Source organism: Streptomyces ipomoeae 91-03 (genome assembly GCF_000317595.1).
Taxonomy (GTDB): domain Bacteria; phylum Actinomycetota; class Actinomycetes; order Streptomycetales; family Streptomycetaceae; genus Streptomyces; species Streptomyces ipomoeae.
The window spans coordinates 1-22,345 of the sequence record NZ_AEJC01000208.1; the positions used below are offsets into that span (position 1 = coordinate 1).

A 22,345-nucleotide genomic window follows, 5' to 3' on the forward strand; every position below is an offset into this window, starting at 1 on the left:
CGACGGGCTGACACACCGGCACGGCCCCGACCCACAACGCACCCCCAGGCGCACCCCCGCCCAACCGCCGGAGGCACCCCGCACCTGGCGACGGGCCGACGCACCGGCACGGCCCCGACCCACCCACCACACCCAGGCGAATAGCGGCGCAGCCGCCACTAATAGGGGCGCGGGGCTGTGACATATGCGGCTCCGCCGCGCGGGCGCGACAAGCCACGAACCCACCCGCCCCCACCACACCCCAGAACCCCCCGAGCTCCCAGGCGCAAGGTCACCCCAGAAACGCCCCGTACGAGTCCAACGCCCCCAACACCTCCGCCTCCCCCGCCGGAGGCAACTGGACCACGACCTCCTCGATACCCAGCTCCGCATAGCGCGCCAGCTTCCCGACACTCGGCCGGACGGCATACGGCACAACCTCCAGCGCCCCCGCCTCCCGCCCCGCCTCCGCCCACGCCGCCCTCAGCACCGGCAGCGACTCACCCAGCCCCCGCCCCCCGATCGGCAGCCACCCGTCCGCGTACTCACAGATGTGCGCGAACAGCTTCGGCCCCGCCGCCCCACCGATCAGCGTCCGCGGCCCGACCACCGGCCCCCGCGGCTTCTGCACAGGCTTGGGGTACGCCAAGCTCGCCCGCACACTCCCGAACTCCCCCTCGTACCCCGTCGGCTCCTCCGCCCACAGCGCCCGCATCAGCGCCACCCGATCCCGCACCAGCTCCCGCCGAGTACGCCACTCGACCCCGTGATCGGCGGCCTCCTCCACGTTCCAGCCATAGCCCAGCCCCAACGTCAGGCGCCCACCGGAGAGATGGTCCACGGTCGCGATCTGCTTCGCGAGGTCGATCGGGTCGTGCTGGGCGACCAGCGTGATCCCGGTCCCCAGCCCCAGCCGCTCGGTGACGGCGGCGGCCTGGCCGAGCGCGACGAAGGGGTCGAGCGTACGACCGTACTCGCGCGGCAGCTCCCCACCGGCCGGGTACGGAGTGGCCCGCTCGACGGGGATGTGGGTGTGCTCGGGAAGGTACAAGCCGGCGAAACCCCGCTGCTCCAGCTCACGGGCGAGCCGGGTGGGGGTGATGCTCTCGTCGGTGAGAAAGATCGTCACGGAGATACGCATAAGTCATCTCTACCGGGACATGCCCCGCTTGTCCATACCGACCAGTCGGCATCCACCGTCGGCATCCACCAATCGCCCAGTCGGCATCCACCCATGGCGCAGCCCGCTCCACCCCGCATCCGGGAGGCCAGTCCCTCGTACCGACGAACGCGCCACGGAATCGTGATCGCCAGAGACAGCAACCCCCTCCGCCCCCCCAGAAAGGCTTCCCAATGCTGATGTCAAGCCGCTGCTGTGACAGGTGGTGTGGCTTGGTAGCACGCTCCGTCGCGGATCATGGCCCACAAGACGTTGACGCGACGGCGCGCGAGCGCCAGCAGCGCCTGCTTGTGGCCTTTCCCCTCGGCGCGTTTGCGTTGGTAGTACGCCTTCGAGGCCGGGCAGCTCTTCAGGCTCGACAGGGCCGACAGGTACATCGCGTTGAGCAGGCCGCGGTGGAAGCGGCGTGGTCGGCGGAGGTTGCCGCTGACGCGGCCGGAGTCGCGTGGGGCCGGGGCCAGGCCGGCGTAGCCGGCGAGCCGGTCGGCGCTGCCGAAGGCGTCCATGTCGCCACCGGTCACGGCGAGGAACACAGCGCCCATCAGCTTGCCCATCCCGGGCAGGCTCACGATCACTTCGGCGTGCGGGTGCTCGCGAAACCGGGCCTCGATCAGGGCTTCGAGTTCTGCGATCTCCTCATCGAGGGCCATCACCCCCTTCGAGAGGCGCACCACCATGGCGGCGGCCAGCTGCTCGCCGGGCAGGGCCGTGTGCTGGGCCTCGGCAGCCTCCACAGCCGCTTTGGCCAGTGCGGCAGCTCCGCGGACCTTGCGGTTTTTCAGCCACGCCTCGATGCGCTTCACGCCTGCGCGGCGGATCGCCGCCGGGGTCTGGTAACCCGTCAGCAGCAAGACCGGACCCTTGTTGGTCAGGTCCAGCGCCCGCTCCAACGCGGGGAAGATCTCCAGGAGTTGGGCACGGAGCCGGTTGATCTGCCGGGTGCGGTCACAGACGAGGTCGGTGCGGCGGGTGGTCAGGGTGCGCAGGTCGACGGCGATCTCGTCGCCAGGCCGCAGCAGGCCCAGGTCACGGCGCATGCGGGCTTGGCCGGCGATGACGAAGGCGTCTTTGGCGTCCGTCTTGCCCTCGCCCCGGTAAGAGGCCGATGCGCGGTGCACGGTCAGGCCGGTGATGTAGACCATCGGCTGGCTGTGGCCGAGCAGCAGTCCGATCAGCAGGGCGGCGCCACCGTGGTTGAGGTCGACGGCCCACAGCACGTCTTCGTCGAGGGCCAGGACGTCCCCGATCAGTTCCAGCAGGGCCGACTCGTCGTTCAGGACCCGGCGGGACAGCAGCCGTTCGCCGTCACTGTTGATCACCACGCAGTGGTGATGTTCCTTGCCGATGTCCACTCCGGCCCATATCCGGGGCACGGTCACCTCCGCCAGCTCGTCGCGCGTTCACAGCCCAGCAGACGACCTCGCCGACGTTGCCCTACGCAGCGATCGAGTCGCATCTCCCAATTGGCGGTCGAGTCGTCGCGGGGCTCCGGGCGGCCAAGCCTTTCCAGCCATCTCACGGCGCCGCCATGACAGCCATACCCAGAGCCCCTGGGTCCCGCTGATCTTACGAATGACCAGTTCGAACCCAACAATCAAGAAAGTAGGGCCCCCATGACAACCACCCGCGCCACCTCCAACGCCCCCGCCCCCACCGCCGCCGCACCGCCACCCTCCTCACCGGAATCGCAGCCCTCACCCTCTCGAACGCCGACAAGATCTCCGACAGCATCCGGGACATCCACAAGGCCGGCCGGGACGCCGTGGAGGACCCCACGAAGAGGCCGACAAGGCGGTAGACGACCTCACTCGGGCCATCGAGGACCACAACAGGTCGATCCCGAACGGCGAAACGGACCCGGACTCCAGCGAGATGGACAAGGCGACCGACAAACTGACCGACGCCTGCACGCCATAACCAAAACCGGCTAACCCAACGCAACCCAACACAACCCGGCAGAACCAACGAACCCCAATTCGACCCGGCGCCCCCAGCGACCCCCAACAAAACCAGCCCACCCCAGCCCCACCCCCGACGAGACTCGGCCAAGTCGAAAGCCGCCGACCCCCTCCCCTTGCCCGGCAGTTCACCACCGCCTACGAAGGTGACACGCACCACCCCTGCACCACCCACGCCATGTCACTCACGACACCTGGGGAGCAGCAGCATGTGCGACGACCACCACGACGGCACCGGACACACCGCACCCGGCTTGGACGCACCCGACCCCAACGCACCCGCCCCCGACGGAACCGACCGCGAAACAACCCCCCGCGCCGAGGCCCGCCTCGGAAGGCGCGCTCTGTTCGTGACGTCGGCAGCGGCTGCGCTTACGTTGGGAAGCGTGACCTTTGGGACGAGCGACGCCGACGCCGCGGACGGCGACACAGAGACCCGTACGATCAAGGGAACCCTCCCCACCGGCTCCCCGGACTTCGTCTATCTGCCGGTCGAAGTCCCGGGAGGCGTAAGGGAGTTGAAGGTCTCGTACACATACGAGAGACCGACCGTCCCGCCCGGCACGACAGGCAACGCGCTGGACATCGGCGTCTTCGACGAACGCGGTACCGACCTCGGCGGCAAGGGCTTCCGCGGCTGGTCGGGCGGCGCGCGCACGGAGTTCTTCATCCGCGCGGACGACGCGACGCCCGGCTATCTCCCGGGCCCGGTCCGCCCCGGCACCTGGCACATCGCGCTGGGCCCGTACACGGTGGCCCCGCAGGGCCTGCCGTACGAGATCACGATCACCCTGACGTACGGCCAACCCGGCGAACAGGCACAACCCGTGTACCCGCCGGAGCGGGCCAGAGGCCGGGGCCGGGCCTGGTACCGCGGCGACTGCCATCTGCACTCGTGGTACTCCGACGGCCGCCGCACCCCCGCCGAGATCGCGGCGCTCGCACGCGCCGCCGGACTCGACTTCATCAACAGCTCGGAGCACAACACCCACTCCGCGCACACCCATTGGGCGGAGCAGGCGGGCGACGACCTCCTCGTCATGCTCGGCGAGGAGGTGACCACGAGGAACGGTCACGTCGTCGCGATCGGCACCGACCCGGGCACGTTCGTCGACTGGCGCTACCGGGCCCGGGACAACCGGTTCGGCAAGTACGCCCGGCAGATCCGCCACGCCGGGGGCCTGGTGGTCCCGGCCCACCCGCACGCCACCTGCGTCGGCTGCAACTGGAAGTTCGGCTTCGGCGAGGCGGACGCGGTGGAGGTGTGGAACGGCGCGTACTCGCCCGAGGACGAGGTGGCGCTGGCCGACTGGGACGGCATGCTGGTCGCCTCCGTGCAGGAGGGCCGCGGCTGGATCCCGGCGATGGGCAACAGCGACGCCCACCGCGACCCCGACCCGGTGGGCCGCCCCCAGACGGTCGTACTGGCCGACGACCTGACCAGGGAGGCCATCCAGGAGGGGCTGCGGGCGGGCCGCTCGTACGTCGCCGAGTCGAAGGACGTGTCCGTGTCCTTCACGGCGTCCGGCGCGCGCGGCGAACACGCGGGCATCGGCGGGCGGCTGAAGGTCGCCCCGGACACCCCGGTCACCGTCCGCCTGGAGGCCACCGGCGCCCCCGGCTGCACCATCCGCTTCGTCACCGACCAGGGCGTCCTCTTCACCTCCCCCGAGCTCCCGGCCTCGGGCACCGGCTCGGCGGAATGGCGTACGACGGCCTCGTACGCGGCGTACGTACGCGCCGAGGTCCGCCACCCACCGGTCGTCACGGGCTTCCCGGGCCCGCTGGCGGCGTTCACGAACCCGATCTTCCTGGGCCGCCGCTGACGCGAGGTCGGCCGGGGGGTAGCAGCCAGCAGGAAAGGTAGGGGGAACCCTCGTACGAAATACCTGTGTTGGGCTTTAGGTTTAGCTCGACACAACACGCGCGTATGTACGCGCGGCTTCGCATGTACCAGCTGTACGCGCGACGCACACGCTCGGTGGAGGAGAACGGCGCCCATGACCGACAACGCGACCACGCCCGAATCCGCGGCGAAGGAGAAGGTCGACACTTCGGTGCCCGCCTCCGCCCGCATCTGGAACTACTGGCTGGGCGGCAAGGACAACTACCCGGTGGACGAGGCGGCCGGCGACGCGTACGCCGCCGCCTTCCCCGGCATCGTGACGATCGCCCGCAGCAGCCGCGCGTTCCTGCGGCGCAGCATCCGCCATCTGGTGGAGGTGGAGGGCGTACGGCAGTTCCTGGACGTCGGCACGGGGCTGCCCACCGCCGACAACACCCACCAGATCGCCCAGCGCAGCGCCCCGGACGCCAGGATCGTGTACGTCGACAACGACCCCATGGTCCTCGCCCATGCCCGCGCCCTGCTCTACTCCTCCCCCGAGGGCGCCACCGCGTACGTCGACGCCAGCCTCTACGACCCCGAGCGCATCCTGGAGGCCGCCGCCGGGACCCTGGACCTGACCCGGCCCACGGCCCTGATCCTCAGCGGCATCCTGGGGCACGTCGCCGACTACGACGAGGCCCGCTCCATCGTCCAGCGCCTGATGTCCGGCCTCCCCTCGGGCAGCTGTCTCTCGCTCAACGAGGGCTCCCGAGGCACCGACCCCCACTACGAGCGCGCCCAGGACGCCTACAACGAGACCGGCGCCGTCCCCTACTTCCTCCGCCCCGTCGACCAGATCACCGGGTACTTCGACGGCCTGGATCTGATCGACCCCGGCGTCGTATCGGTCCCGCTGTGGCGCCCGGACGCCACGGAGGAGAACGAACCGAAGCCGATCGGCCAGCACGGCGGAGTGGGACGCAAGGCGTAGCCCCGCCGGGCGGGAAGCCGTAACCCTGCCGGGCGGGAAGCGGTGGCCCCCGCCGGGCGGAAGGCCCTAGCCCGCCGGGCGGAAGCCATGGTCCCGGTAGTGGGCCGGGGCCCTCAGTCCGCCCCCGGTCCCGCGAGGTCCGCGACGACGGCGGCGTGGTCGGAGGGCCACACGCCGTCGGGCGTGCCCTCGACCGGGCCGTGGCCCGCGCGTCGCACGGAACGGACGTGGCCGAGCCCTCCCGGTCCCGGTGGCCCGACGTGGATGTAGTCGATCCGGACGCTCGGGCCGTAGGTCGTGGCGACGTACGGGTTGGTGCTGTCCCAGGTGGCCGAGGGCGCGCCCGGCTCGGCGTACTCCCAGGCGTCGAAGAAGACCTGGCCGGGTACGACGGGCACGGTCTTGTACCCCCCGAACAGCCGGACCTCGTCCGAGTCCGGCCAGGCGTTGAAGTCCCCGGTGACGACGGACGGGAAGCCGGTCCCGCCCTGTCGCCGGGCGACGAACTCGGCGAGTGCGGTGACCTGGCGGCAGCGCAGCGCGGAGGCGTCGGTCGCGGAGCTGAGGTGGGTGGTGAAGAACGGGACCGGCGCCTCGGGCGCGTCCAGCAGCGCGTACAGCGCACCCCGCCCGCAGGACGCGCCGGAGGCGCCCGTCGGCAGATGGACGGCCTCCCGCTCCAGAACGGGCCACCGGCTCAGTACGGCGTTCCCGATGCCCACACTCCCGTCGCCGATCCGCCGCTGCCAGTGCTCCGGGTCGCCGTAGGACCCCCAGGTCCAGTGCATCCCGAGCTCGTCGGCGAGCCACCCGGCGAGGTTGGCGCCGCCCTGCTCCCACACCTCCTGCAACCCGACGACATCGGGCCGCAGTTCCCGCAGCACGGCGAGGACCGCCTTCTGCCGCTCCTGCCAGGGCCCGAACCTCCACCACAGATTCCACGTCATGACCCGCACCCGCCGCCCACCGCCTTCACCCCGTGGTCGATCCTGTATCCCGTACCTCCCACGCCCCGAGGAGAAACAAGCCGATGTCTCGTCCCGTGGACCTCAAGCAACGTGCCGTCACGGCCTTCCAGCGCCACGTCGGCAACCCGATCCTCCGCCGGATCCCGCTCCAGACCGTCCTGGAGACCACCGGCCGCAAGTCCGGCCTTCCCCGCCAGGCCCCGGTCGGTGGCCGCCGTATCGGCGACTCCTTCTGGCTGGTCTCGGAGTTCGGCGAGAAGTCCCAGTACGTACGGAACATCAGGGCCGATCCAGAGGTGAGGGTCCGCCTCCGGGGCCGCTGGCACGACGGCACGGCCCACATCCTCACGGACGACGACCCCATCGCCCGCCTGCGCACCCTGCCGCGCCTCAACAGCACGGGGGTACGGGTGCTGGGGTCGTCGTCGGATCTGCTGACGGTACGGGTGGACCTGCGGAACTGAGCCCCGGCGGTCAGCTCGTCTCCGGTCGCCGGGCGACGAACACGAACTCCTTGCCCGGTCGATCGGGCGCCCCGCGCACCTCCCGCACCTCGAACCCCTGCGCGACCAGCTCCCCCTCCACCTCGTCCCGTGCACGGAACCGGAGGGTGGAGTCGGAGGTGAGCGAGACACCTTCGTCCAGGAACCCGTAGAACCAACGAAACGTCACCGACGCCCCGGCGACCTCGACGAGTTCCACCCAACTCTCGACGGCCCCGACCCCCTCGATCTCCGTCACACCGTACGAGGCCTCACGATTCCATGTCGCCCAGGCCCGCGCCGCCGGATCACGGGTCTCGAACACGAGATGCCCGCCGGGCCGCAGCGCCTCGAAGGCCCCCCGGAGCGTCCCCCGCCACGCCTCCGGCTCGACGATCGCCTGCGCGACGTTGGCCGTCATGGTGACGAGGTCGACGCGGAGCGGCGGCAGGGCAGTGGCATCCCCGTGGATCCACCGCACCCGCTCGCTCCCCGGCTTGCCCCGGGCCACGTCGACGGACGCCCGAGCCGGATCGACCCCGACCACCTCGACGCCCCGCCCGGCCAACATCAGCGCGAACGTCCCCGTCCCACAGCCGATGTCGAGCACGCGCCGCGCGCCGAACTCCTCGGCGATACGCACGTAGACGTCCAGATCACCGCGATCGGGGTCGAGGGGATCGTAGATCGCGGCGAGCCGTCGGTCCCTGAAGCACTCGTCAGCCATGCCGCTGTCCTCCCCCGGCCTCCGGTCAGTCCTTGCGGCCGGTCGCGGCGACCGTGACGCCGAGGCCGATCTTCGAGGCACGCGGCGAGGACTTCGCGGGCGGCCTGGGCACTGGACGTTGGGGGAGAGACATGGTGAGTCGGCTTATCGCCGTCGTGTCAGGTCAGACGGAGTACTTCTCGTGCGGGACGGCGCGCTCCCATACGGCTTCGAACGCGTCCGACGCGAGCCGCACCACAGCGGGCTCGGTACGGACTTCCCACTTGGGCTCCGCCCAGTCTCCGTCTCCTGAGAAGTGGTTGAAGAGCACAGTCTCTCCGTCGAACGCCCAGCAGTCGTTGCCGGGCAGCGCGATGTCCGATGCCTGACGTCGCGGCAACCAACGGACCTGTTCCCCGGCGTGGATGACGACTGGAGTACCGGCGTGCTCATACCGGATGTAGTCGGTGACCGGTTCGGAGACGATGCGGGCACGGCGGACGGCCACGCCTCTGGACACGGTGTGCCGGATCAGGTCGACCCAGGGCACCCAGTAGGCAGAAGCCGGATCCACGTCGCGTTCGCCAGTGTGCTTCCAGTTCTCGAAGTCATGGGCTTCGTCGCCGACGCTGTACGAGTCGCGCATCTCCAGATGCATGGCCGAGCGCTTGGCCGCTGTCAGCAGTTCGTCAAAGCCCGGTTCATTCTGCGACATCGCGGCCTCCCTGAGCACCGGCACCATGTGGGCCGGAATGTGAATCACGGCTTCGTGCGGGCGGGGGATTCCCACCACGTGCCCAGGCACCTCGAATGCCGAGCACTCGGCCTCGCTGAACCGTAGTGCCATAGCTGCCTCCACGACGGAGTGAAATGAGTGATCCGGCACCGCAGACGACATGGAAGGAGTGCGTCCGGGCTCCTGCCGAGCGCGGGTCGGGCCGGACTATCAGACAGGACAGCCCAGCTCGGGCTTCGAGCGATTCGGAGAGCAGGTCACCACGGCCAGGGAGAGGTACGTGGGGCGGTCGAGGTAGCGGCCGAAGGATACGTCCGCTCCCGAATTCAGTCGTTCCACGGTCGAGTTGACGACTGTGGCGAGGTGGGTGGTGTCACGGTCGCGGGCGGAGGCGAACCGGGGCGCGTACTCGGCCAGCCGCTCGCCGAGCCAGGCCGCCGCCTCCTTCGCCTCGTTCCACGTACCGCGGATCAAGGAGGGTGGCTTGATGAGCCAGTACGCCGTTTCCAGTGGAGGAAGATCGACGACTCGGAACTCGGCTGCCACTTCCCGGTAGCGCTGGATCAGCTCCGGCCTGCTGCCGGTCGGGGGCGCCTCGGGGTGCGGGGGCCGTCGTAGGGCTTCCTGGTCGAAGCGTTGTTTGGGACCGACCCACAGGTAGCCGTGGTGGTGCACCAGTCGTTCCGATCGAGGTGTGGATGGAAGGGGTGGTCGGTCCCGGGCTCGGTGGACGAGAGGCCGGGACCGGCCGGTGGGGAGGGGGCTTCTCAGACGGACAGGCCGAACCGCGTCGGATCGATCCCGGCGGCGTCCAACTCCTCCGTGGTGAACCGCAGCGGCTGCGCGTCGGGCCGCTTGCTGTCACCGAGGGCCCAGGCGTCGTCCCCGATCCGGGCGAGGGTGACGCATCCCTCGGTGCAGGGTCCACCGCACGCCTTCACGAACGAGGCCCCGCTGATGTCGAGTCCGTACAGGTCACTTCCGTTCAGCATCTCTGCACCTTCCTCTTTCTGCTGGTCACCTGATCGCGGCCGTGCCTGACCGCGCTTCCGCCCGTGAAAGGCGGGAGTTCTGAGGTGGGAAGCCGACGTTCAGCTATGGGAGGGATCGCTCGGTCTGCTGCAGCGTCGGCACTGACACGGAGGCCATTCGGTCGTGATCAGGGGGCGAAGGCCGTCCGTGGTGTATACGGCACGCTCGGGTCGCCAGGTCCGCCCGGAGTCATGCGAGACCCGGAGGGTCATGAGCGGGCGATCGGCGAAGAGTTCGATCGCCTTTTCCCCACTCATGACCCGTGCGCTTCTTCGTGGTGCCGACGCAGCTCCACATTGACGTCGGACGCGGCGCTGTAGTCGCGCCTGGAGCGGGCGTTGTCCCTACGTACACACATACCGAGACAGATATCGCACCCCGGTACCGCTCTTGGCTCCGGCGGCAGTTCGGTCAATCGGTAGTCCTGGGGCTTCTGCGTAGTTGCCATCAATCCTCCCGGCTTCACAACTCATCAAATGATCCACCGAGCGAAGGGCGTGAACGCGCGCTATTCCCGTTTCGGACTAAAGATCACCGGCAGCAATCAGCCCATTGTTGAAGAAGGCCTCTGGCATCATCGTCGAAGCAGGCTTGATGTTCGAAAAGGGAGAACACGGCAAGGTGGTCGGAGACATCGCGAGAGTCCCGGAACACCATACGGCCGGTGAAGCTCTCAACCGTGACCAGCCGACGGTCATAGACCGTGAACGTGTTCATGGGACCGCGCGGCAAGACAGTCCCCATGGGGATGACGCCGATACGGAGATTCGGCAGGCGGGAAAGTGACACCAGATGATCAATCTGAACCGCCATGGCAGGAAGCGGAACAATCGCCCACCTCGCCGCCTGCTCCGTGAGGAGAAAGGTGAATTCCTTCGAAGTGTCGTACAGGACGTCCTGGCGTTCCAGTTTGCGTGCCACAGTCTTCGTCGGGTCACCTGGAGTGTGGCTCAGGCCGGCACGGATGTACTCGGGCGTCGCCAGCAAGCCGGTAATCATGGCGGGTAGGAAATATCTCAGCTCTGTGGCTTCGGATTCCAGTGAGGCGAGTTCCGTCTGCCTTTTCTCCATGCCACGACGCCATGAGGAGCGCTTGTCCTGCCACTCGGTGTTCGCGATTCGCGCGAGAGCCGTAATCTCCGCCACGTTTTCCGGGCTTGCACCGAGGGCGCGTAGGATCCGCTCTACGTCCACGAGCTTCGGCGTCTTCTTGCCGGTCTCGAACTTGCTGATCTGGCTCTGAGACATGTTGCAGCGCCGAGCGAGCCGGTCACCTGTCAGGCCGGCTCGCTTTCGCAACTCACGGAGCTTTTCCGCCAGATCAGCCTTCGACTGCCCCAGCTGCTCGGGCTCAAATGTCACTCGAACTTTTTCACGTACTCGGAAAACGGCACGGAGTGGGAAAGTGCGATGCGCTTCCACTCCAAGTATGGGGCGACTTCACCCGTGAACAACTCCCGGTTGATCTGCGTCCCGTCCGGCCGATAGTTGAGATGCACTATTCGCGTCTCATCGAACATCCACCAGTCGGTTCCGGAGAGAAGCAGATCGTAGTCGTCCTGTGTGACGTCCAGAACGCGGATGTCCTCACCGGCCTCAATGTTGCCGGGGATTCCCCAGGAGAACTGGTAACGCTGATAGTCCGTCAGCGGCTGACGTACGACCCGAACCCGCCCAATCGTGCGCCCGGAAGCCACATACCCACGCACCCGTTCATGCCATCGCGCGTTGTGGTCCAGCGGTTTCGGCTCTCCTCGAAGGAAGCGCGCGACGTTCTCGGCCTCCCTGGGCATGGTGTACGTGGGCTGGGCCTCGAACCGCCACGCGTCGCGCTCGTACGCATCGAACACCCTTCGCCATGCGTCACCATCCAAGAGCACGTACGGCCTCCTTGAGCACTTCCTCCGGGATCTCCACCAGCGACTCACCGTCCGGCGGTTGGAAGGCATCGGACACGTTCCCCTGGATCACGAAGGAACCGCTTGCCGTGCGGTACACGTTCGGGCAGTCGTCGTCATCACAGTCAGGTCCATTGATCCTGCCGGTGAGTCGGGTCAGTTCCTCGCGCGCCATGCGGCTCCCCTCTCATGGGCCCTGGTCAAGCCCCCGCCGAACGACGCTACGGACGGCATCGCTCCTCGTCCACGCCACATCCGGAATATTCCCGTTATGGCATAACCAGTCTGAGGGAACGCCCAGTGCTACGACGTTTTCCAGACCACGTCAGTCGTTTCCGCGGCCCGCCTTCAGGGCGCGGACCAGGGCACCAAAGGCGGACGGGATGGTGCTGAGCACGGTGTGGGCGGGGTCTGCGCTTTCGGTGACGTGGATGGTGGCGGGGCCGGCGGATATGTGGACGCAGGCGTCGCCTTCCTGGCAGTAGGACGACTTCTGCCACTGGGGGGTGGGCATGCGGGCTCCTTCACAGGTCTTGGGCGATGGAGTGGATCAGGTCGCGGGACTTCTCAGGGGTGAGGGCTGTGGCCTCCACGACGTCGAGGAGGTGTCGGTACTTCTCCAGTAGAGCTTCGGCGTCGAGCATCACAGGGCCGTGGAACTGGTCGAGTTGAGCGGTGTCCAACTGGGAAACGGCACCGTGCAGGTAGTTGATGGATTGGCCTGAGCCCGGGAACGCGCCTACGCCGAAGGGGAGTACGCGGATGGTGATGTGTGCCTGTTCGCTCATGTCGAGCAGGTGCTGCAACTGGGCCCGAGCCACATTCCGGCCGCCGACGCTCATGCGCAGCGCCGCCTCGTGGACGACCGTGCGGTACGGAGTGGGGGAAGGCCCGTAGAGGATGCTCTGCCGTTTCACTCGATGCGAAACGCGGTGCTCGACCTCGGGTGAAGTGGGCGGAGGGATCACATGGCGGAAGATCTCCCGCGCGTGGTCGGCGGTCTGCAGCAGTCCGGGCATATGTGTGGTGTACGCGGTCCGGATGCCGGTGGCGTGATGTTCGAGTTCGGCGAGATCCAGCAGACCTGAGGGCAGTACGTCGCGGTACGACTCCCACCAGCCGAACGTCTTGTCGGTTGCCATGTCCACCAGGGCTTCGACGAACGCCTGGTCTGCGCACGAGTAGATGCGGGCCAAGGCCCTGACGCGGTCGGGACTTACTCCGAACCGGGCCGATTCCACATTGCTGAGCTGCCCTTGACTGGTCCCGAGTGTCCGAGCCGCCTCCGTGACGGTCATGCCCGCGCGTTCGCGCAGCTTGCGCAGCTCCACGGCCAGCCGCAGGCGCCTTGCGGTCATGGGGGGCCGCCCAGACATGTGAACTCCTCTTGGACGTGTGTTCAGTGAGCGGGTCACTCGCACGAGGGGATGTCACCCAAAACCATTCACTGTTCAGCAAATGACATTTGCCGTTGCCCTATCGTCTACGTCAGGCGCCCCGCCCAGAAGTGCCCCGCTCGACGGAGCGGCGACGGTCACTGGGCATCGCACGACATCCCGTATCGCATCCCGACAACAGACACGTCGGCAGACACGTCGACAGACAGGTCGTCGACGACTGCGACCACGACCACGACCACGACGACACCGCAACGACACCGCCCGGCTCCCCTCAGTGACTGGAGACATCCATGGCCACCGTATCGCCGTCCTGGAACTACACCCTGCGTCTCCCCCGCGACCTCCGCTCCCCCGGCGTCGCCCGCGCCACCCTCCGCGCCGTACTCGACGCCCATGACCTCAGCCAACACACCGCCACGGCTGAGCTGTTGGCCACCGAACTGCTCACCAACGCCCACGAGCACACCAATCACGAGTACGCCCTGGGAGTCCTGGAGGTCGGCGGGCGGCTGCTTGTCGCCGTGGGGGACCGGGACCGGCGGGTGCCGCCCGGCTTCAAGGGGGGGGCGTACCCGCTGGGCCCAACGCCGAGTGGGGACGGGGGCTCCAGCTCGTCCGGGCCTGTTCCGAGTACCGGGGTGTGTCCGTGTTCGGGGAGTCGGCGGCCCCATGGGGCGGGAAGCTTCTCTGGGTCGACTGCGGGAGCGTGGCCGGATAGCCGGGCACTGTTCCCCGTTCTTCGACCTGTAGCGGCGGCTTCAGCAATCACGGCGAGGACGTCGTCACCCCGCCCAGACAACCGCCTGCACCTCGCTGTACGCGTGCAGCGCGTACGACCCCACGTCCCGGCCCACCCCGCTCCTCTTGAAGCCGCCGAACGGGGCCTCCATGTTGCGGCCGACGGTGTTCACGCCGACACCGCCGGTGCGCAGGCGGCGGGCCACGCGGAAGGCCTTCGCCACGTCCCCCGACCAGACGTAGTCGATGAGGCCGTAGTCCGTGTCGTTGGCCAGTGCCACCGCCTCCTCCTCGTCCCCGTCGAAGGGGAGGACCACGACCACCGGGCCGAAGATCTCCTCGCGGACGACGCGCATGTCGGGGGTGCAGTCGGCCAGCAGGGTGGGGGCCACGTAGAAGCCGTGGGCCGGCGGTGGGCGTTCGCCGCCGGTCACCACCCGCGCGCCTTCCTTGCGGCCCAGGTCGATGTACGACTCGACCCGGTCGCGGTGGGTGGCGGAGATCAGCGGGCCCACCACCGTGCCCCGGTCGCGGGGGTTCCCCACCGGCAACCGGCCCGCGTACGCCGCCAGTTGGGTCACCACACGGTCGTACACCGCCCTCTGCGCCAGCACCCGCGTCGGCGCCGTGCAGATCTGGCCGCTGTAGAAGGAGAAGGTGGTGGCGATTCCGGCGACCGCCGCGTCCACGTCCGCGTCGTCGAAGACGATCGCCGCGCCCTTGCCGCCCAACTCCATCAGCTGGCGCTTCATGCCGCGCCCGCACACCTCCGCGATGCGCCGGCCGACCGCCGTGGAGCCGGTGAAGCTCACCATGTCCACGTCCGAACAGTCCACCGCCGCCTCGCCCACCTCCTCCCCCGAGCCGCTCACCACGTTCACCACGCCCGGTGGGGCCCCCGCCGCTTCCAGGGCCTCGGCCAGGCGGTAGACGGAGAGGGGGTCCTGGGGGGCGGGCTTCACCACGACCGTGTTGCCCATCGCCAGGGCGGGGGCGATCTTGCCGGCCGGGTTGGCCCAGGGATTGTTGTAGGAAGTGATGCAGGTGACCACGCCCACCGGTTGGCGGATGGCCAGGGCGCCCATCACCGCCGCCCTGCCGAAGGGGCCCGCCTCGTTGATCTGGGGGGCGATGGGTTCCTCCGACGGCTCCACGCGCGCGTAGCGCTGGAAGCGGGCCGCGGCCACGCCCACCTGCATGCCTCGCGCCGTCCCGGTCGTCGCGCCCGTCTCGGCCTGGGCCAGTTCGGCGTACGGGACCAGGTGGCGGCGTATGAGGTCCGCCGTGCGGGAGAGGATGGCGGCGCGCTCGGCGGCGGGGGTGCGCGACCAGGGGCCGAAGGCCTCGCGGGCCGCCGCGGCGGCGGCGCGCACCTGCTCCCGTGAGGCCTCCGGGGCAAGGCCGACGACCGTCTCGGTCGCCGGGTCGATCACCTCGTAGTGGCCGCCGTCCGGCTCCACCCAGGAGCCGCCGATGAACAGCCGCTGGGCACCCCCTTGCACGCCCTCCGTGCTCACCTCGTGCTCACCGTCCGCGTGTCCCGCCCCGAGCGCAGCACCTTGCCGGGGACCGCGCCCGTCACCATGTCGTCCCGTATCGCCTCGACGCCGTTGACCCACACGGCCCGTACGCCGATGGCCTTGGAGTCCAGCCTCGGGCTGTCACCCGGCAGGTCGTGCACCAGGGTGGCCTTGCCGGCGTCGACACGTTCCGGGTCGAACAGGACGAGGTCCGCGTGCCAGCCCTCCCGGACCTGCCCCCGCTCCCGCAGGCCGAACAGCCGCGCAGGGTCGTCGGTCAGCATCTTCACCGCCTGTTCGAGGCCGACGAGTTTCCGGCCGCGCAGACAGTCGCCGATGAAGCGGGTCGTGTACGGCGCCCCGCACATACGGTCCAGATGGGCGCCGGCGTCGGAGCCGCCGAGGAGCACGTCCTCGTGCCGCCAGGCCTCGGCGCGCATGGACCAGCTCGCCGGGTCGTTGTCGGTCGGCATCGGCCACAGCACCGTACGCAGGTCGTCGGCGGCGCAGATCTCCACCAGGCACTCGAAGGGTTCCTGCCCTCGTTCCGCCGCGATGTCCTCGACCACGCGCCCGGTCAGGCCCTCGTTCGCCTCGCTGTACGTGTCCCCGATGACGTACCGCCCGAAGTTCGTCAGCCGGCGGAAGACGCCCGCCTCCTTGGACTCCGCGCGCCGCAGCATCTCCGCGCGCACCTCCGGATCGCGCAGCCGCTCGATGCGCTCGGGCACCGGCAGGCCCAGGATCGGGCCCCAGCCGGGGATCAGGTTCAGCGCGCAGAAGGTGCCGAGGGACATGTTCATGGGGGTGAGGATGGGCATGGTCAGGGCCACCACCCGGCCTCCGGCCTTCCGCGCCCGCTCGCTCGCCTCCAGCTGCCGGGGCACACGCTCGGGGACGGCGGAATCGATGGTCAGGACGTTCCAGTTGAGCGGCCGGCCCGCCACCGCGCTCATCTCCACGAAGAGATCGATCTCGTCGTCGCTGAACTGGTCCAGACACCCCGCGACGATCGCCTCGATCTGCGTCCCCTCGTGTTCGCCGACGGCCCGGGACAGCGCGATCAGTTCCTCGGGCCCGGCGTGCCGCGAGGCGACCGGCTTCCCGTCCCCGTCGGAGTGCGTCGACGACTGCGTGGTCGACAGTCCCCACGCCCCGGCCTCCATCGCCTCGTGCAGCAGCCGGAGCATCGCGTCCATCTGCTCGTCGGTGGGTTGCCCACCGATGGCCTGCGGCCCCATCACATACCGCCGCAACGCGCAATGGCCCACCATGAACCCCGCGTTGACGGCGATCCGCCCTTCGAGGGCATCCAGATACTCCCCGAAGCCGTGCCAGCTCCAGGGCGCCCCCTCCTCCAGGGCGACGAGTGACATCCCCTCGACTTTGGACATCATCCGCCGCGTGTAGTCCGCGTCTTCGGGACGGGAGGGGTTGAGGGGCGCGAGCGTGAAACCGCAGTTCCCGCCGGCGACGGTCGTCACCCCGTGGTTGAGGGAGGGCGTCGCGTACGGGTCCCAGAAGAGCTGGGCGTCGTAGTGGGTGTGGGGGTCGACGAAGCCGGGCGAGAGAACGAGGCCAGTGGCGTCCTCGCTGGTCCGGGCCTCCTCGTCGACGCTCCCGATGACGGCGATACGGCCATTGCGTATCCCCACGTCAGCGATGTACGCAGGGGCGCCGGTCCCGTCGACGACGGTGGCGTTCTTGATGACGTGATCGAGCATGGGGGTTCACCTCCTGACGTGCGGTACGTCCAACCGACCTGGGGGCGCGGGGCGCCGCGAGCGGGGGAGCGACCAGCCCCCGCCGACCCGCAGACTCAAACGGCGCCCCCCGCGGAGCGGAACCGCGCAGTCCGGTGCACAGGATCCGTGTCGATCTTCGGAATCACGTGCTCCCCCACCAACCGGATCGTCTGCAACGTCTCCTCCTTCGGCACCCCCACCGGCAACCCGAAGCTCAACTGATCCGCTCCGGCCTGCTCCCACCGCTTGCACTGCGTGAGCACCTCGTCCGGATCCCCGCAGATCAACAGCTCCTCGGAGATGAGCAGTTCGATGAACTCCTCGTCGTACTCGGGCAGCGTCTCCGGCCACACCGGGAACCCCTCGGGACGAGGAAACGTGTCGTGGTACCGGAACACGAGCGAGGGCAGATAGTGCAGCCCGCCGTTCACGGCGATCCGCACGGCCTCCTCGTGCGTCGGCGCGCAGATCGCCGTCGTCGTCACCATCACGTTGTCGTTGACGAAGTCACCGATCGGCTCGGCGTCGACGATCGCGGTCTTGTACTGCTCCAGCACCCACTCCATGTCGGAGACCTTCTGCACGCTGAAGCCGAGCACGCCGAGCCCCTTCCGCGCGGCCATGGCGTACGACGGCGGCGACCCGGCGGCGTACCACATCGCGGGGTGGGACTTCCCGTACGGCTTGGGCAGGATCTTGCGCGGCGGCAGTGACCAGTGTTTGCCCTGGAAGCCGACGTACTCGTCCTGGAGCCACATCTTGGGGAACTCGGCGATGGTCTCTTCCCAGATCTCCTTGGTGTGGTTCATGTCGGTGACGCCGGGGATGAAGCCGAGGATCTCGTGGGAGCCGGCGCCGCGTCCGCTGCCGAACTCGAAGCGGCCCTCGCTGAGGTGGTCGAGCATGGCGACCTTCTCGGCGACCTTCACGGGGTGGTTGACCTGGGCGAGGGGGTTGAAGATGCCGGAGCCGAGGTGGATCCGCTCGGTCGCGTGCGCCAGGTAGCCGAGGAAGACGTCGTTGGCGGAGAGGTGGGAGTACTCCTCCAGGAAGTGGTGCTCGGAGGCCCACGCGTACTTGAAGCCGGCCTTGTCCGCCTCGATGACGTACTCGGTCTCCTCCATCAGCGCCTTGTGCTCCGCGAGCGGATCGGTCTCGGCCCGCTTGCCCACGTACCCCTGTACAAAGAGCCCGAATTCCAAGGAGGTTCACCGTCCCCACGGTCGTATCTGACTGTTCGTCAGATCCTGATAGGGCCGACTGTTCCACCGGGCCCATGCACCGTCAATAGCTGACGTACCGTCAGATGTCAGGGACGGCGGAGCGGCCCGCCGTCACCCGAGACTCACCCCCGCCAGCCACCCCCCGTCGATCACGAACGGCTGCCCGGTGATGTAGGAGGAGTCGTCGCAGGAGAGGAAGAGGGCGAGGCGGGCCACCTCCTCGGGCCTGCCGATGCGGCCCAGCGGGACGCGCTTGCGGTACAGCCGGTCGATGGACTCGGCGGACGCGCCGTCGCCGGGGTCGGACATCGCGGTGTCGATGGCGCCGGGGCAGACCGCGTTGACGCGGATCCCCTTGCGGGCCAGCTCCAGCGCGGCGACCCGGGTGAGGCCGACGATCGCGTGCTTGGTCGCGGCGTACGCGCCGACGTACGCCATGCCCGTGAGCCCGGTGTACGAGGCGGTGTTGACGATCGTGCCGCCGCCGGCCGCCTCGATCTCGGGGGCCAGGGCCTTGAGGCCGAGGAAGACGCCGACCTGGTTGACCTGCACGACCCGCATGAACTCGTCGAGGGGGGTGTCGACGAGGGCGTTGAAACGCAGGATGCCGGCGTTGTTGACGAGTCCGTCGACGCGGCCGTACGCGTCCTTGGCCGCGGTGACGGCCGCCGCCCAGTCGGCCTCGCGGCTGACGTCGAGGTGGACGTAGAGCGCGCCGATCTCCTTGGCGAGGGCCTCGCCCCGGTCGTCGAGGACGTCGGCGACGACGACCTCGGCGCCCTCCGCCCGGAACAGCCGGGCCTCCTGCCCCCCCCCTGGCCGCGCGCGGCGCCTGTGACGAGGACTACACGTCCGTCGAGCTTGCCCATGCGGACTCCCTTCGCGGGTGCGTTGGCCGAGGTCAGGGTACCTCTGGAACTGACGGAGCGTCAGATGAAAGCCCGGATGTTCACCTACGCAACCGTAAGTGACTGAGGAGTAGGGATGTTTGACTCTGTCATCGGGCTGTACCGGACCCCAATAATCCTCCAGCGGAAGGTAAAGCCACCCCCAAGGAGAGAACGGAAGCATGGCGAAGAGGCGGTTCAAGAACAAGAAGGTCCGATACGTCGCGATCGGGTCCTCAGTTGTGACGGTCGCGGCTGTCGCCACCGTGTTGCTGCCGTCGGCCAACGCCGCCGAGGAGAAGACGCCGGAACAGGTCATGGAGCTCTGCAGGCGGGCCGAGGTGCTCAACGGCAAGAAGCAGTCCCTCGATGACTTCGGCGGCCATCCGATCGCCGGACCCAGTTTCGGGTCCGACAACTGTGATTTCGTCGAGACGAAGTTCGAGACCTTCGACGGGCCCACGGAAAAGGTCACCGTCGACTTCCCGAACTGCGAGCCGAACGCCACCGAACCGTCGAAGGTGACCACCGAGTTCTCGAAGACGGTGGCCCAGGGTCAGGGCAAGTACACCGTGACCCAGCAGGGCGCCCTCGGTGGACTTTTCGGAGCCTTGAGCGGTTCCTGGGTGAAGCACAAGGGCACGCTGGACATGAACATCAAGTCGGCCACCGCCAGCGAGTCGGAACAGCGGGAAGTTCCCGTCGGCAAGGTCATGCATGTGACGTTCACGCCGAAGATGCAGCGTATGACCGGCGAATGGCGCGTGCGCATCGACGCCAATCCCGGCAGCTTCGCGGTCAACCCCACGCCCGAGCAGAACTTCGTGGCGCCGGAAGTCGTCGAGGGCCCGGTCGTCCTGGAGGGTGCCGCGGGCACGCCCGGACTCGTGGACGGCACCACCAAGGTCGTCCTGGAGGACTGCTGACCGACGGCCGCCGGTCGCCCTCCCCCGGCCGACAGTCGTCCGTCACCCTCCTCCTGACCGACGACCGGCGGTCGTCCGCCACCCCCCACCCACACACTTCTCCCCCCACGGGAACCCCCACTTCATCCCCCACGCGGTCCCCCACTCCCCCCCAATTCCTCCCACTCCCCCATGGGGCCAGCCGTCCCATCCTCCTGGGGCGACCCGCCCCACCAGCACTTTTCCCCCGACCACCCTTGCAGGAGACACACATGGCACGCACCGGGCGCAGCGGCAACCACCGCAGCAAGAAGAAGCGCATCACCCTCGCGCTGGCGCCGATCGCCGCCCTCGGACTGGCCGTTCCGCTGATGTACAGCGCGGGGGCCGCCACCCCTGACGAGGTGGCCACGGACTGCCGTACGGACTCGGACAAGCTGGAGAACTGCGAGTTCGTCGACGTGCAGAGCAAGGCCAACAGTTTCGGCCCCAACGAGCGGGTCACCTCCGTGACCGACAACTGCGGCAGCACCACCGCCGCGACCAAGTCCTTCAGCGGGACCGCCTCCGCGACCCGCGTCATTCAGCTGGAGAACGGCTTCGGCGTCGACGGCAGTACGAAGCTGGGCAGCTCGTTCTTCGAGATCGGCGTGAAGTTCAACACGCAGGAAATCAACATCAAGCGTGACGACACCACGTCCTCCTTCAGCTTCACCCGGAGCGACACGGTGAAGCCCGACAACATCGCCTTCTTCATGTGGTCCCACAAGCGCACGGACGTGAGTGGATTCCTGCGGGCCACCTACAAGGAGGAGCAGAACGGCCAGAAGGTGTTCTTCTCCCCCAGTGAGGGCGCGGCCACCGTGCACGTCTTCTATCCGCAGCTCCTGAAGAGCGGCACCCCGGACGGCCGGCTCTGGCTGCGCAATGTGCAGTGCGGGACACCCCAGGCGGACTCGGTTCTCAACGCGGAGAGCGGCAACGTCCGTTCCCTCCGGACGGAGCCGGGATTCGGTCAGGGCGGCGAGAATGTGACCGATGTCGAAATTCCGCTGTCGGAAATCACCGTGGAGTGACGAGCGGTTTCGGCCCCGAAACGTCGAGCGGTTCCGGGGCCGCGTACAGCGCCGAATGATGCGAATGACATGGCAGTGAATGACGGTGAGAACCAGCCGGTGTAAAAGCGGCCACCGGCCGGTGTCGATCCGAATGAGCCCCCGTGGAGACACGGGGGCTCATTCTTATGGGCGCTCTTATGAGCGTTCTTACGGATGTTCTCGCATGTTCTCGCAGACGTTCTTACGGGCGTTCTTACGGGCGTTCCTACGGACGTCCCTGTGACGTTCTCATACGCGAACAGACTCACACCCGAACCGCCGAGGTCGCCCCCAGCCACCGCAGGACCGCCTCCGTACTGCCCCGGACGTCCAGCTTGGCGTAGATGTTGCTGAGGTTGTTGCGGACGGTCTTCTCGCTCAGGGTCAGCCGCAGCCCGATCTCCTGGGCGCCGAGGCCGGTGGAGAGCAGCTCCATGATCTGGCGTTCGCGGGGCGAGAGCAGCGCGCGGAGCTGTTCCGTCGCCTGGCCGTTGCCCGGCATGCCCTGGGCGGCGTCCCGGAGGGCGGCGCACGCGGTGGGCGAGAGGTAGGTGTGGCCGACCGTGGCGGCCATGACCGCCGAGGAGAGCATGCAGGTGCAGTAGTCGCCCTCGACGAGATAGCCCGCCCCGCCCCGGAACGCCTCGACGACCGCCTCGCTGTCCCGGCGCGGGGTCACGACGATCACCGGCGCGCTCATGTCACCCATGGCCTTCAGCAGCTCCGCGAACGACACCGAGGGGTCCTCGCACCGCAGGACCACGACATCCGCGCCGGAGTCCTGAAGCCCCCGGTAGGGCGGGGTCAGGTGCAGCACCCGGCGTACGTACGGATCGTCGGGGGCCGGCCAGTCGTGGTGCGGCCACGCCCCCTGGGCGCAGGCGAGCGCGACGGACAGACCGCGGGAGGGAGTCGCGGAAGCGCTGCCGACCGGCTGGGAAAGGCCGTACTCGGACGAGCCGTGCTGGGCCGAGCCGTGCTGCGAAGAGCTGTGCTGGGCCGAGCCGTGCTGGGAGGAGCTGTGCTGGGCCGAGCCGTGCTTGGAAGTTCGGACGTGCCGGGGGGATCGCAC

At 68.6% G+C, this 22,345-nt stretch carries 21 protein-coding genes and 1 pseudogene; 5 read left to right on the forward strand and 17 right to left on the reverse strand.

Going from position 1 to position 22,345, the window contains the following annotated elements:
• Positions 1–271: 271 nt before the first annotated feature.
• Both STRIP9103_RS13520 and STRIP9103_RS13525 read right to left on the reverse strand, forming a co-directional pair.
• Positions 272–1,120 (reverse strand): LLM class F420-dependent oxidoreductase, encoded by an 849-nt coding sequence (locus STRIP9103_RS13520; RefSeq protein WP_009310086.1) that lies wholly within the window; start codon positions 1,118–1,120, stop codon positions 272–274.
• A 221-nt stretch (positions 1,121–1,341) separates the two neighbouring features.
• Positions 1,342–2,532: an IS110 family RNA-guided transposase gene (locus tag STRIP9103_RS13525; protein ID WP_009310112.1), complete on the reverse strand. Its 1,191-nt coding sequence runs from the start codon at positions 2,530–2,532 to the stop codon at positions 1,342–1,344.
• A 794-nt stretch (positions 2,533–3,326) separates the two neighbouring features.
• Here STRIP9103_RS13525 and STRIP9103_RS13535 point away from each other — a divergent pair.
• Together STRIP9103_RS13535 and STRIP9103_RS13540 are read left to right on the forward strand one after the other, a co-directional pair.
• Complete coding sequence (locus STRIP9103_RS13535; RefSeq protein WP_009310100.1) at positions 3,327–4,943, forward strand: CehA/McbA family metallohydrolase; 1,617 nt, start codon at positions 3,327–3,329, stop codon at positions 4,941–4,943.
• Positions 4,944–5,117: 174 nt separating this feature from the next.
• Complete coding sequence (locus tag STRIP9103_RS13540) at positions 5,118–5,936, forward strand: SAM-dependent methyltransferase (protein WP_009310096.1); 819 nt, start codon at positions 5,118–5,120, stop codon at positions 5,934–5,936.
• Between the two features lie 113 nt (positions 5,937–6,049).
• Here STRIP9103_RS13540 and STRIP9103_RS13545 read toward each other — a convergent pair whose 3' ends face one another.
• The gene (locus STRIP9103_RS13545) at positions 6,050–6,892 is read right to left on the reverse strand and encodes an endonuclease/exonuclease/phosphatase family protein (RefSeq protein ID WP_009310116.1); all 843 of its coding nucleotides are present in this window, start codon (positions 6,890–6,892) and stop codon (positions 6,050–6,052) included.
• A 74-nt stretch (positions 6,893–6,966) separates the two neighbouring features.
• On the opposite strand from STRIP9103_RS13545, the gene STRIP9103_RS13550 reads away from it, so the two are divergent.
• On the forward strand, positions 6,967–7,368 hold the full coding sequence (locus STRIP9103_RS13550; RefSeq protein ID WP_009310102.1) for a nitroreductase/quinone reductase family protein: 402 nt from the start codon (positions 6,967–6,969) through the stop codon (positions 7,366–7,368).
• Between the two features lie 10 nt (positions 7,369–7,378).
• Here STRIP9103_RS13550 and STRIP9103_RS13555 read toward each other — a convergent pair whose 3' ends face one another.
• The 13 genes and pseudogenes from STRIP9103_RS13555 to STRIP9103_RS13615 form a co-directional block, all read right to left on the reverse strand.
• Positions 7,379–8,113, reverse strand: a complete 735-nt coding sequence (locus tag STRIP9103_RS13555; RefSeq protein WP_009310133.1) for a class I SAM-dependent methyltransferase — start codon at positions 8,111–8,113, stop codon at positions 7,379–7,381.
• Positions 8,114–8,276: 163 nt separating this feature from the next.
• The gene (locus STRIP9103_RS13560; RefSeq protein ID WP_048820235.1) at positions 8,277–8,807 is read right to left on the reverse strand and encodes a DUF6879 family protein; all 531 of its coding nucleotides are present in this window, start codon (positions 8,805–8,807) and stop codon (positions 8,277–8,279) included.
• A gap of 231 nt (positions 8,808–9,038) precedes the next feature.
• Complete coding sequence (locus tag STRIP9103_RS13565) at positions 9,039–9,503, reverse strand: hypothetical protein (protein WP_048820228.1); 465 nt, start codon at positions 9,501–9,503, stop codon at positions 9,039–9,041.
• Between the two features lie 92 nt (positions 9,504–9,595).
• Entirely contained in the window at positions 9,596–9,820 is a 225-nt protein-coding gene (locus STRIP9103_RS13570) for a DUF397 domain-containing protein (protein WP_009310085.1), read from the reverse strand.
• 571 nt (positions 9,821–10,391) lie between these two features.
• On the reverse strand, positions 10,392–11,222 hold the full coding sequence (locus tag STRIP9103_RS13575) for a helix-turn-helix domain-containing protein (RefSeq protein ID WP_009310130.1): 831 nt from the start codon (positions 11,220–11,222) through the stop codon (positions 10,392–10,394).
• Entirely contained in the window at positions 11,219–11,740 is a 522-nt protein-coding gene (locus tag STRIP9103_RS13580; protein WP_009310131.1) for a DUF6879 family protein, read from the reverse strand. The genes STRIP9103_RS13575 and STRIP9103_RS13580 overlap by 4 nt, the downstream gene beginning before the upstream one ends.
• Complete coding sequence (locus tag STRIP9103_RS13585; RefSeq protein WP_009310110.1) at positions 11,724–11,933, reverse strand: hypothetical protein; 210 nt, start codon at positions 11,931–11,933, stop codon at positions 11,724–11,726. The genes STRIP9103_RS13580 and STRIP9103_RS13585 overlap by 17 nt, the downstream gene beginning before the upstream one ends.
• A 150-nt stretch (positions 11,934–12,083) precedes the next feature.
• Positions 12,084–12,272, reverse strand: a complete 189-nt coding sequence (locus STRIP9103_RS13590) for a DUF397 domain-containing protein (RefSeq protein ID WP_009310124.1) — start codon at positions 12,270–12,272, stop codon at positions 12,084–12,086.
• 10 nt (positions 12,273–12,282) lie between these two features.
• A complete protein-coding gene (locus STRIP9103_RS13595; protein WP_048820229.1) occupies positions 12,283–13,134 on the reverse strand; it encodes a helix-turn-helix domain-containing protein in 852 nt (283 codons plus the stop codon).
• A gap of 806 nt (positions 13,135–13,940) precedes the next feature.
• Positions 13,941–15,413: an aldehyde dehydrogenase family protein gene (locus STRIP9103_RS13600; protein ID WP_048820230.1), complete on the reverse strand. Its 1,473-nt coding sequence runs from the start codon at positions 15,411–15,413 to the stop codon at positions 13,941–13,943.
• Entirely contained in the window at positions 15,410–17,140 is a 1,731-nt protein-coding gene (locus tag STRIP9103_RS13605; protein ID WP_009310078.1) for an N-acyl-D-amino-acid deacylase family protein, read from the reverse strand. The genes STRIP9103_RS13600 and STRIP9103_RS13605 overlap by 4 nt, the downstream gene beginning before the upstream one ends.
• Before the next feature lie 95 nt (positions 17,141–17,235).
• A complete protein-coding gene (locus tag STRIP9103_RS13610; protein WP_078613899.1) occupies positions 17,236–18,363 on the reverse strand; it encodes an LLM class flavin-dependent oxidoreductase in 1,128 nt (375 codons plus the stop codon).
• A 132-nt stretch (positions 18,364–18,495) separates the two neighbouring features.
• Positions 18,496–19,253, reverse strand: a pseudogene (locus tag STRIP9103_RS13615) (SDR family NAD(P)-dependent oxidoreductase).
• 200 nt (positions 19,254–19,453) lie between these two features.
• Between STRIP9103_RS13615 and STRIP9103_RS13620 the strand changes: the two are divergent.
• Positions 19,454–20,197 (forward strand): hypothetical protein, encoded by a 744-nt coding sequence (locus tag STRIP9103_RS13620; RefSeq protein ID WP_009310104.1) that lies wholly within the window; start codon positions 19,454–19,456, stop codon positions 20,195–20,197.
• A gap of 251 nt (positions 20,198–20,448) precedes the next feature.
• Positions 20,449–21,252 carry a hypothetical protein gene (locus STRIP9103_RS13625; RefSeq protein WP_009310127.1) on the forward strand — a complete coding sequence of 268 codons (804 nt, stop codon included), beginning with the start codon at positions 20,449–20,451 and terminating at the stop codon, positions 21,250–21,252.
• Positions 21,253–21,538: 286 nt separating this feature from the next.
• Here STRIP9103_RS13625 and STRIP9103_RS13630 read toward each other — a convergent pair whose 3' ends face one another.
• Positions 21,539–22,345: a response regulator transcription factor gene (locus STRIP9103_RS13630; RefSeq protein ID WP_009310132.1), complete on the reverse strand. Its 807-nt coding sequence runs from the start codon at positions 22,343–22,345 to the stop codon at positions 21,539–21,541.

Bases quoted from the DNA above. Each gene is read 5' to 3' on its own strand.
- STRIP9103_RS13520 (WP_009310086.1), bottom strand. From the start codon at position 1,120: ATGCGTATCTCCGTGACGATCTTTCTCACCGACGAGAGCATCACCCCC.
- STRIP9103_RS13535 (WP_009310100.1), top strand. From the start codon at position 3,327: ATGTGCGACGACCACCACGACGGCACCGGACACACCGCACCCGGCTTG.
- STRIP9103_RS13540 (WP_009310096.1), top strand. From the start codon at position 5,118: ATGACCGACAACGCGACCACGCCCGAATCCGCGGCGAAGGAGAAGGTC.
- STRIP9103_RS13550 (WP_009310102.1), top strand. From the start codon at position 6,967: ATGTCTCGTCCCGTGGACCTCAAGCAACGTGCCGTCACGGCCTTCCAG.
- STRIP9103_RS13555 (WP_009310133.1), bottom strand. From the start codon at position 8,113: ATGGCTGACGAGTGCTTCAGGGACCGACGGCTCGCCGCGATCTACGAT.
- STRIP9103_RS13560 (WP_048820235.1), bottom strand. From the start codon at position 8,807: ATGTCGCAGAATGAACCGGGCTTTGACGAACTGCTGACAGCGGCCAAG.
- STRIP9103_RS13570 (WP_009310085.1), bottom strand. From the start codon at position 9,820: ATGCTGAACGGAAGTGACCTGTACGGACTCGACATCAGCGGGGCCTCG.
- STRIP9103_RS13585 (WP_009310110.1), bottom strand. From the start codon at position 11,933: ATGGCGCGCGAGGAACTGACCCGACTCACCGGCAGGATCAATGGACCT.
- STRIP9103_RS13590 (WP_009310124.1), bottom strand. From the start codon at position 12,272: ATGCCCACCCCCCAGTGGCAGAAGTCGTCCTACTGCCAGGAAGGCGAC.
- STRIP9103_RS13595 (WP_048820229.1), bottom strand. From the start codon at position 13,134: ATGTCTGGGCGGCCCCCCATGACCGCAAGGCGCCTGCGGCTGGCCGTG.
- STRIP9103_RS13605 (WP_009310078.1), bottom strand. From the start codon at position 17,140: ATGCTCGATCACGTCATCAAGAACGCCACCGTCGTCGACGGGACCGGC.
- STRIP9103_RS13620 (WP_009310104.1), top strand. From the start codon at position 19,454: ATGGCGAAGAGGCGGTTCAAGAACAAGAAGGTCCGATACGTCGCGATC.
- STRIP9103_RS13625 (WP_009310127.1), top strand. From the start codon at position 20,449: ATGGCACGCACCGGGCGCAGCGGCAACCACCGCAGCAAGAAGAAGCGC.